Origin of the sequence: Haloarcula sp. JP-Z28 (assembly GCF_011440255.1) — an archaeon.
Lineage (GTDB): Archaea > Halobacteriota > Halobacteria > Halobacteriales > Haloarculaceae > Haloarcula > Haloarcula marismortui.
The window spans coordinates 1-7,873 of record NZ_JAAOHT010000073.1 but is presented as its reverse complement, the minus strand read 5'-3'; the positions used below and the strand labels follow the sequence as shown (position 1 = coordinate 7,873).

Annotated in this window: 9 protein-coding genes and 2 tRNA genes; 8 read left to right on the top strand and 3 right to left on the bottom strand. The window is 64.3% G+C overall.

Features of this window, described 5'->3' with window-relative positions; translation table 11 throughout:
* Positions 1-343 precede the first annotated feature (343 nt).
* A tRNA-Thr gene (locus G9463_RS24565) sits at positions 344-415 on the bottom strand.
* Between the two features lie 67 nt (positions 416-482).
* On the bottom strand, positions 483-1,139 hold the full coding sequence (locus tag G9463_RS19610; RefSeq protein WP_007189438.1) for a hypothetical protein: 657 nt from the start codon (positions 1,137-1,139) through the stop codon (positions 483-485).
* Between the two features lie 60 nt (positions 1,140-1,199).
* On the opposite strand from G9463_RS19610, the gene G9463_RS19605 reads away from it, so the two are divergent.
* Together G9463_RS19605 and G9463_RS19600 are read left to right on the top strand one after the other, a co-directional pair.
* Positions 1,200-1,874, top strand: a complete 675-nt coding sequence (locus G9463_RS19605) for an enoyl-CoA hydratase/isomerase family protein (RefSeq protein WP_004959376.1) — start codon at positions 1,200-1,202, stop codon at positions 1,872-1,874.
* A 38-nt stretch (positions 1,875-1,912) separates the two neighbouring features.
* Positions 1,913-2,689, top strand: coding sequence for a DUF3105 domain-containing protein (locus G9463_RS19600; RefSeq protein ID WP_165897608.1), 777 nt, complete (start codon positions 1,913-1,915; stop codon positions 2,687-2,689).
* A 20-nt stretch (positions 2,690-2,709) separates the two neighbouring features.
* Here the strand turns inward: G9463_RS19600 and G9463_RS19595 are convergent, their stop codons facing one another.
* On the bottom strand, positions 2,710-3,543 hold the full coding sequence (locus tag G9463_RS19595; protein WP_011224256.1) for an NAD+ synthase: 834 nt from the start codon (positions 3,541-3,543) through the stop codon (positions 2,710-2,712).
* A gap of 206 nt (positions 3,544-3,749) precedes the next feature.
* Between G9463_RS19595 and G9463_RS24560 the strand changes: the two genes are divergently transcribed.
* From G9463_RS24560 to G9463_RS19565, 6 genes are all read left to right on the top strand, one after another.
* Positions 3,750-3,820: transfer RNA gene (locus G9463_RS24560), tRNA-Gly, on the top strand.
* Positions 3,821-4,036: 216 nt separating this feature from the next.
* Positions 4,037-5,044, top strand: a complete 1,008-nt coding sequence (locus G9463_RS19585; protein WP_165897607.1) for an AAA family ATPase — start codon at positions 4,037-4,039, stop codon at positions 5,042-5,044.
* A 194-nt stretch (positions 5,045-5,238) separates the two neighbouring features.
* Complete coding sequence (locus G9463_RS19580) at positions 5,239-5,547, top strand: 30S ribosomal protein S24e (protein WP_004516108.1); 309 nt, start codon at positions 5,239-5,241, stop codon at positions 5,545-5,547.
* On the top strand, positions 5,548-5,682 hold the full coding sequence (locus G9463_RS19575) for a 30S ribosomal protein S27ae (RefSeq protein ID WP_004590578.1): 135 nt from the start codon (positions 5,548-5,550) through the stop codon (positions 5,680-5,682). It begins immediately after the preceding gene.
* Positions 5,683-5,691: 9 nt separating this feature from the next.
* On the top strand, positions 5,692-7,338 hold the full coding sequence (locus tag G9463_RS19570; RefSeq protein WP_165897606.1) for a bifunctional N(6)-L-threonylcarbamoyladenine synthase/serine/threonine protein kinase: 1,647 nt from the start codon (positions 5,692-5,694) through the stop codon (positions 7,336-7,338).
* A gap of 267 nt (positions 7,339-7,605) precedes the next feature.
* Positions 7,606-7,873: DUF5808 domain-containing protein (locus G9463_RS19565; RefSeq protein WP_165897605.1), on the top strand; the 268-nt coding region annotated here is incomplete at its 3' end.

Below are 7,873 nucleotides of genomic sequence, written 5' to 3'. Positions count from 1 at the left end.
ACTCCGGTATATCCCTTTGCAAGGGGTCAGCAGAACTGACGGCCTCAAAACCTCATAGGAGACCGATATTCGGGATTATAGCTGCCACTGGCACACTATCCACTTACGAACCGCCAGAAGCCTGCGCAGTTGGTTCCTCGTAAAAAGCCTCAGCGGGACACACACGGCGAGGTTGCGCAGAGATGGACCTCCGCGAAGCTCGTTCGTTGCAGAAAGCATGGGCCGGTTGAACCAGAGGAAGACTCTCAGTGGTCGTCTTCCAGGGATTCAAATCCCGCTCCCGTGTCACACGCTCACGGGAGTCGCGCGGAGATGGAACTCCGCGCAGATAGTTCGCGTGAGAAGCCTAGGCCGGAATTTGAATCCGGGGTCTCGTCCTTACCAAGGACGCGCTTTACCGCTAAGCTACCCAGGCACGCAACAGTGTGTATCCGGCAATTGTCTAAAGTCGTTTCGATTCGAGACCGGTGTGTCGATTAGTATCAGTGGTCGGCGGCGGCCTCGGTTCCGTCCCCGGATGGCTGTTCGGCTCCCGCGCGGGCTCGGAGCGCGTCGGCGACTTCCTCACCGAGCAACTCGGCGTTCGGCGGGAGGCCGTCAGTGGCCAGTTCAGTCGCGTACTCGCGGAGTGTCGGGGTGGGGCGGATGCCAGCGGCGGTGACGCCGGCAACCACGGCGAGTTCCAGAATATCCGTTTCAAGCGCAGTGTCGAGGCTTTCGTCGTCGGTCGTCTGACGGACGGTCTGGTCGTGGCCGAACGAACGGACGACAGAGACGGCAGCATCGGCGGCTTCGGTTCTGGCGAGCAGGTAGAAGCCACGCGAGACGAGGATGTCCGCGATGAGAATATCCAAGTCGGCCGTATCGCGGTTGCCGTTGACCCAGGGGTCGTCGTGGGCCAGTTGACGAGTAAGCGAGAGCCCCTCGTAGATAAGCTGGACGCCGGCGGCTCTGTCGGCGACGCCGTCAGCCAGGTCAACCGGTGGGTCGCTGGTTGCGCCCGCGCTAACGAGCGTCAGGACGCCGGGCGCCAGCGACGCGTCGTCAAGGCGAGCGTCGATCCGCTCGTGAAGCCGGTCAGGCTCGACATCGTCGACTGCCGCCAACGCCGCTCGGCGAACTGCCGCCACTTCCTCCATTATGAGGGTCTAGCGACGGGAAGGGCAAAGACCTTTGGAAACCGCAGAGTCACAGCAGCCATGGTACAGACCACGAACGGCGATGGTATCCGGACCCTGACGCTTGACCGGCCCGACCAGCGCAATGCGCTCACCAGTGCGGCGCTACGTGACCTCGAAGCAGCCGTCGAGTCAGCGACCGAACCAGTGCTGTATCTCCATGGCGCTGGCGAGGCGTTCTGTGCCGGCGCGGACTTAGACGAGGTCAAGGCCCTCGATGCAGAGAGCGCCGAAGCGTTCGCGGCGCTGGGCCAGCGCGTCGCTCACGCACTGGAATCCTACGACGGGGCTGTTGTTGCCGGTATCGACGGCGCAGCACGGGGCGGCGGCGTCGAACTGGCGCTGGCCTGTGATATCCGTGTGGCAACGCCCGACGCGACGCTGGCGGAAACAGGGGTCAAGCTCGGCCTGTTCGGCGCGTGGGGCGGGACGGCGCGGCTCCCCGACATCGTCGGGACCGGCGACGCGCTCGACATCGCACTCTCCGGCCGAACGCTTGACGCCGAGACGGCGCTGCAGATGGGGCTGGTCTCACGGGTGACTGCGGAGCCTCGGGCTGTCGCTGAAGAGATAGCAGCCGTCGACGCGGACGCGCTTCGAGTGCTGAAAGCACGGATGCGAGACGATGCAGACAGGGAAACACAGGAGCGCCGCGAGCAGCAGGCCTTCGCCGACCTCAACGCGAAGACCGAGTAGGAAAGGGTACAAGACGACGCCTCGCATACGGACCGCCAATGGTCGACTGTGAGTACTGCGGGGAATCGTTCGACGGCGACGACACCTACCTTGACCATCTCGACGACGCCCACGACGGCGAACTGGGCGCGATTGATCGACGGCGCGTCGAAGAGCATACCGGTGGCGAAGAGGGGAACGCCCTCCCGGTCGGGCCGATTGTTATCGGCGTCGTCGTCGTGCTCGCTATTGGGCTCACAGTGTACGTGACTCAGTTGAGCGGTGGCGACGGCGGCAGCGGAAGTGACGCGGACCTGGTCGGGACGACAGGTGCACAGCCGCTCTCCGCGGTCGAGGCCACCGGGGTCGAAGCGTCGTCACTGGACGACACCGGCGACAGTGACCGACTGTCCAGTGTGGAACAGTTCCCGGACCGGGGGAACAACCATGTCGAAGAAGGCAGTGCTATCGACTACCAGCGAGTCCCGCCACTCTCCGGGACACACTATGCGTCAACGGTGAGTGCAGGCTTCTACGAAGCGACGCCGCTGCTCGGTTCACTCGTCCATACGCTGGAACACGGCGCGGTCATCGTCTACTACGACCCCGACGAGATTTCCCCCGAAGCCAGACAGAGCCTCCGGGAGTTTTCCAGTGTTCATACCGGCACCTGGCGGAGCGTCGTCGCCGTTCCGAACCCCAACGACGACCCACGGGCGACCTACGTTGTGACGGCGTGGCAGCACGAGCTAACGATAGACAGCTACGACGCCGAAACGGTCCACGCGTTCCTCTCGGAGTATCTGGGTCGCGGCCCGGAGAACCCGGTTCGATAGCGACTGAAACGAAAACAGACTCAGTACAGCGGGTCCGGACCCGGCGGCATCGCTCGCTTGTGGGCGCTCGATTCGTACATCTCACGGACAGTCTCGACGACATCGAGCGGGACGCCGAGCTGGTCGGCTGTCCCGGCTGCCGGAACACCGCCGTCGATGTGCAGGGCGAGAATGGAGTCGAGCGTGTCGTAGTCCATCCCCATCTCGTCGGCGTCGGTCTGGCCGGCCCACATCTCGGCGCTGGCGGTCTTTTCGGCGAGGTCGTCGGGGACGCCGACGTGTTTCGCCAGCTGTCGGACCTGTTGCTTGTACAGCGCCGCGATGGGGTGGCAGTCGACCGCACCGTCACCGTATTTCGTGTAGTAGCCGACCAGTGCCTCACTGCGGTTTCCGGTCCCAAGGACCAGCGCCTGTTCGTGGTTGCCGACGAGATAGTTTAGCACCGCCCGACAGCGAACACGGAGATTGCCGACGGCGAGCTGGTCGCCCTCGGCGTCGGGGTATGCATCGAGGAACGTGTCGACCAGCGGATTGATCTCGATAACGTCGTACTCGATGCCGAGCAGGTCGTTAGCCACCCGCTCGGCGTCGCTCATGTTGTCAGCCCGGTTGACCTCGCTGGGCATTACGAGCCCGTGAACGGCGTCACGGCCAAGCGCTTCGACGGCCAGATGCGAAACGAGCGTGCTGTCGATGCCGCCCGAGAGCCCCATCACCACGGTGTCGACACCGGCGGCGTCGACCTGTGCCTCGATGAACGAGGTGATATGGTCGCGGTGCGCCTCCAACTCAGCCTCGGAGAACGTCAGGTTCAGCGGCTCATCGGCACGGACAATGGATTCGGCCGTTGCCATGTCTTCTAGTTGGACGGACGGAACTAATACCCATCTATCGACCTGATATTTTCGGACACGCGTCCAGTCAAAACGCTACGTTCAAGTGCAGTCGCTGTTGACAGTTCGGTACGGGGTTCGCAGGTCCGACCGACCTGCAGTCTACCACAGCGCGCCGGTGGTGAACGGTTCCGCAGGAACCGCGAGCCTCGGCGCGACTGCAACGAGCGCCGGTGGTCCAGTGGTAGGACATTGCCTTCCCAAGGCAATAGCCCGGGTTCAATTCCCGGCCGGCGCATTTTGCTGCGAGTAATTCGCGATCAGTAAATGCAGTAGCCGGGAATTGCACCCTATCAGTCGCAGCCCGGAAAGCGAACGCAGTGAGCGACCCGGAACGTCTGAGTCTGGTTCAATTCCCGGCCGGCACACTCCACTCTGTCGTTTACCGCTATGAGCGACACAACCCGCGGACCGCGGGATACTTGTCGGGGCCGGGCATACCCAGAGCCAACAGATGGACGCGCCGCTGTGGACGGAGACACACGCCCCGGAGTTGTCGGATATCCGCCAGCCGAAGGCCCGCGAGCACCTGCAAGGAGCCATCGAGGAGCCGATGAATCTTCTGGTCCACGGCCCGAAGGGAAGCGGGAAGACGGCCGCTGTCCGGGCCTTTGCCCGGGAGGTCCACGAGAATCCCGACGCGGACTTTACCGAACTCAACATGGCCGACGTGTTCGGCATGACAAAAAAAGAGGTCTCGAACGACCCGCGGTTCGCGTCGTTCATCGACAGCAAGCGACGGCGCGAGTCCTCGAAGGCCGACCTCATCAACCACGTGCTCAAGGAGTCCGCCAGCTACTCGCCGGTGTCGGGCAGCTACAAGACCATTCTGCTGGACAACGCCGAGGGGATGCGCGAAGACTTCCAGCAGGCGCTACGTCGGGTGATGGAGCAGTACTACGAAGCGACGCAATTCGTCATCGCGACGCGTCAGCCCTCGGCTGTTATCCCGCCGATTCGCTCGCGGTGTTTCCCGGTCGTGATGCGCGAGCCGACCCACGAGGAAACGGCGTCGGTACTGGAGGATATCGTCACCGCAGAGGGCGTCGACCACGACGACGACGGCATCGAGTACGTCGCCGGGTACGCGGAAGGGGACCTCCGGACGGCAGTGCTGGCCGCCCAGACGACCGCCGAAGCCGAGGGCGAGGTGACGATGGACGCCGCGTTCGAGACGCTGAACGCCGTCGAAGCCGACGACCAGGTCGAGCAGATGATCGACGCGGCCGAAGACGGGCGCTTTACCGACGCGCGGTCGACGCTCGACGACCTGCTCGTCGACGAGGGGTATGGCGCGTCCGACATCCTCGACGACATACTGGCGGTGGCCCGGTCACGCTACTCCGGCGATCGACTGGCCGAAATTCACACCATGGCCGGGGAGACGGACATGGCGCTCGTCGACGCGGCCAACGAGCGAATCCATCTCTCACACCTCCTCGCACAGCTGGGCGAGCAGTAAGGGTCGGCGTCCAGCCGCTATCGCTTTATCAGGACTGTAACGGTCGGAGCGTGCCGCTACAGCGCGTTCCCGTTCCTCGCCGAATCACGGTACGGCTCGGTGACACGGAATCGCGGACGCTCAGCCGCCGAGGCGGCGTCAACCGCTTCGAAATCCTTTTACGCGCTTCGGCGGGTAGATACGGACAACGAACCATGGATATCGACATCATCGAAGAAGACGAGAATCCCATGTTGCACCGCACGGACGTCCGGTTCGAGGTCGTCCACGACGAAGCCACCCCCTCCCGTCTCTCTGTCCGCGACTCTCTTGCGGCCACGCTGAACAAGGATGCCGAAGAAGTCGTCATCCACAAGCTCGACACCAAGTTCGGCATGCGGAAGACGGTCGGCTACGCGAAGGTCTACGACAACCCCGAGTACGCTCGCGACGTCGAGCAGGACCACATGCTCGAACGCAACAAGATCGTCGCCGACGGCGAAGAGGAAGCGGAGGAAGCATAGATGCCACACAACGAGTACTACAGCGACGACGGCGAACTCGACCGCGAGACCTGCCCCCGGTGCGGCGACACCGTCCTCGCCGAGCACGAGGACCGCCAGCACTGCGGCAAGTGCGGCTACACCGAGTGGAAGTAAGGCCGCCCGATGCGTATTCTGGGTATCGAAGGTACCGCCTGGGCAGCCAGTGCTTCGGTGTTCGAGACGCCGGACCCAGCGCAGGTAACTGACGACGACCACGTTTTCATCGAGACGGACGCATACGCGCCAGACAGCGGCGGCATCCACCCGCGCGAGGCCGCCGAGCATATGGGCGAAGCCATCCCGACCGTCGTCGAGACGGCCATCGAGCACGCACACGAACGCGCCGGCGGGGACGGAAACGACAGCGCGCCGATTGACGCCGTCGCCTTCGCTCGTGGCCCGGGACTTGGCCCCTGCCTGCGTATCGTCGCCACAGCCGCTCGGGCGGTCGCCCAACGGTTCGACGTGCCACTGGTCGGCGTGAACCACATGGTCGCCCACCTCGAAGTGGGCCGTCACCGCTCGGGCTTCGATTCGCCGGTGTGTCTGAACGCCTCCGGCGCGAACGCCCACATCCTGGGCTACCGCAACGGCCGGTACCGCGTGCTGGGCGAGACGATGGACACCGGCGTCGGTAACGCTATCGACAAGTTCACCCGCCACATCGGCTGGTCCCATCCCGGCGGACCGAAGGTCGAACAGCACGCCCGCGACGGCGAGTACCACGAACTGCCCTACGTCGTCAAGGGGATGGACTTCTCCTTCTCGGGCATCATGAGCGCCGCCAAGCAGGCCGTCGATAGCGGTGTTCCAGTAGACGATGTCTGCCGCGGCATGGAGGAGACCATCTTCGCGATGCTAACCGAAGTCGCCGAGCGGGCGCTGTCGCTGACCGGCGCTGACGAGCTGGTGCTTGGCGGCGGCGTCGGCCAGAACGACCGTCTCCAGCGGATGCTCGGCGAGATGTGCGAGCAACGCGGCGCAACGTTTTACGCCCCCGAAAATCGCTTCCTGCGGGACAACGCGGGGATGATAGCCATACTCGGCGCGAAGATGTACGCGGCCGGCGACACCATCGCTATCGAAGACTCACAGATTGACTCGAACTTCCGGCCCGACGAGGTGGCCGTCACCTGGCGCGGGACCGAAGAGTCGGTGGACAGCTATCGGGCGGCGGACGACGAAGTCCAGGGCGCGGAGGCGACCGTCCGCTTCGACGGTGACCGAGTCATCAAGGAGCGGGTCCCCCGGAGCTACCGCCATCCGACACTGGACGAACGCCTCCGAACTGAGCGGACCCGGCAGGAAGCCCGCCTCACCAGCGAGGCGCGCCGACACGGCGTCCCGACGCCGCTTGTCCGTGACGTGGACCCGCAGGAATCTCGTATCGTCTTCCAGCGGGTGGGCGACGCGGACCTCCGCGAGGGGCTGTCCGAGGCGCGGGTCGCGGACGTAGGTCGCTGGCTCGCTCGCATCCACGACGCCGGCTTCGTCCACGGCGACCCGACGACACGGAACGTCCGGGTCGGTGGTCGTGACGAACAGGCGGACCAGACGTTCCTGATCGACTTCGGCCTCGGCTACTACACGCAGGAGGCCGAGGACCACGCGATGGACCTCCACGTCCTCGCCCAGTCGCTCGCCGGGACCGCGGACGATCCCGAGACGCTGCTGTCGGCTGCCGAGGACGCCTACCGGACCGAGAGCGACCACGCCGACACGGTGTTCGCCAGCCTCGACGACATCGAGGGTCGGGGCCGGTATCAGTAGGATAGGAACCAAGGGCGGTGCTGAGTTGCGGTCAGCGGAGCAAGCATACCGCGGCCTTCGGCCGCGGTTTCACGCGAATCGCTCCGCGATTCGCGCCTTTTTCGCCCACGTTCACAAGAGCGGAGCTCTTGTGCAGCCCATCAGAAGTCTCCGACTTCTGAGGACGTTTTTAGACGGGGGTTGAGCGCTCGCCGGGAGCGAGCGCGATGCCCCCGTCGAAAAAGGTGGTGGACAAATGGTTTAACCTCGGCCCGAATAGGAATCGGTATGGCAGAAAAACCCCAGTCGGGAACGTTGTTCGGCGTGCCGTACAACTTCGAACGACCGAGCCTCAAGCGGTTGGTGTCGGCCTATTGGAAGCCGGGCGATGACATGCTGGTGGAGAAGCCGTTCGGCATCGGCTACACGCTGAACCTGGCGAACTGGCGCTCGTGGGTCGTGCTGGCGGTCGCCGGCGTGATGCTGTATCTCGAACGCGGCGGCAGCAGCGAGGAGTTCGAGTCCGAGAGTGAGGACGAACCGGTCGAAGTCGTCG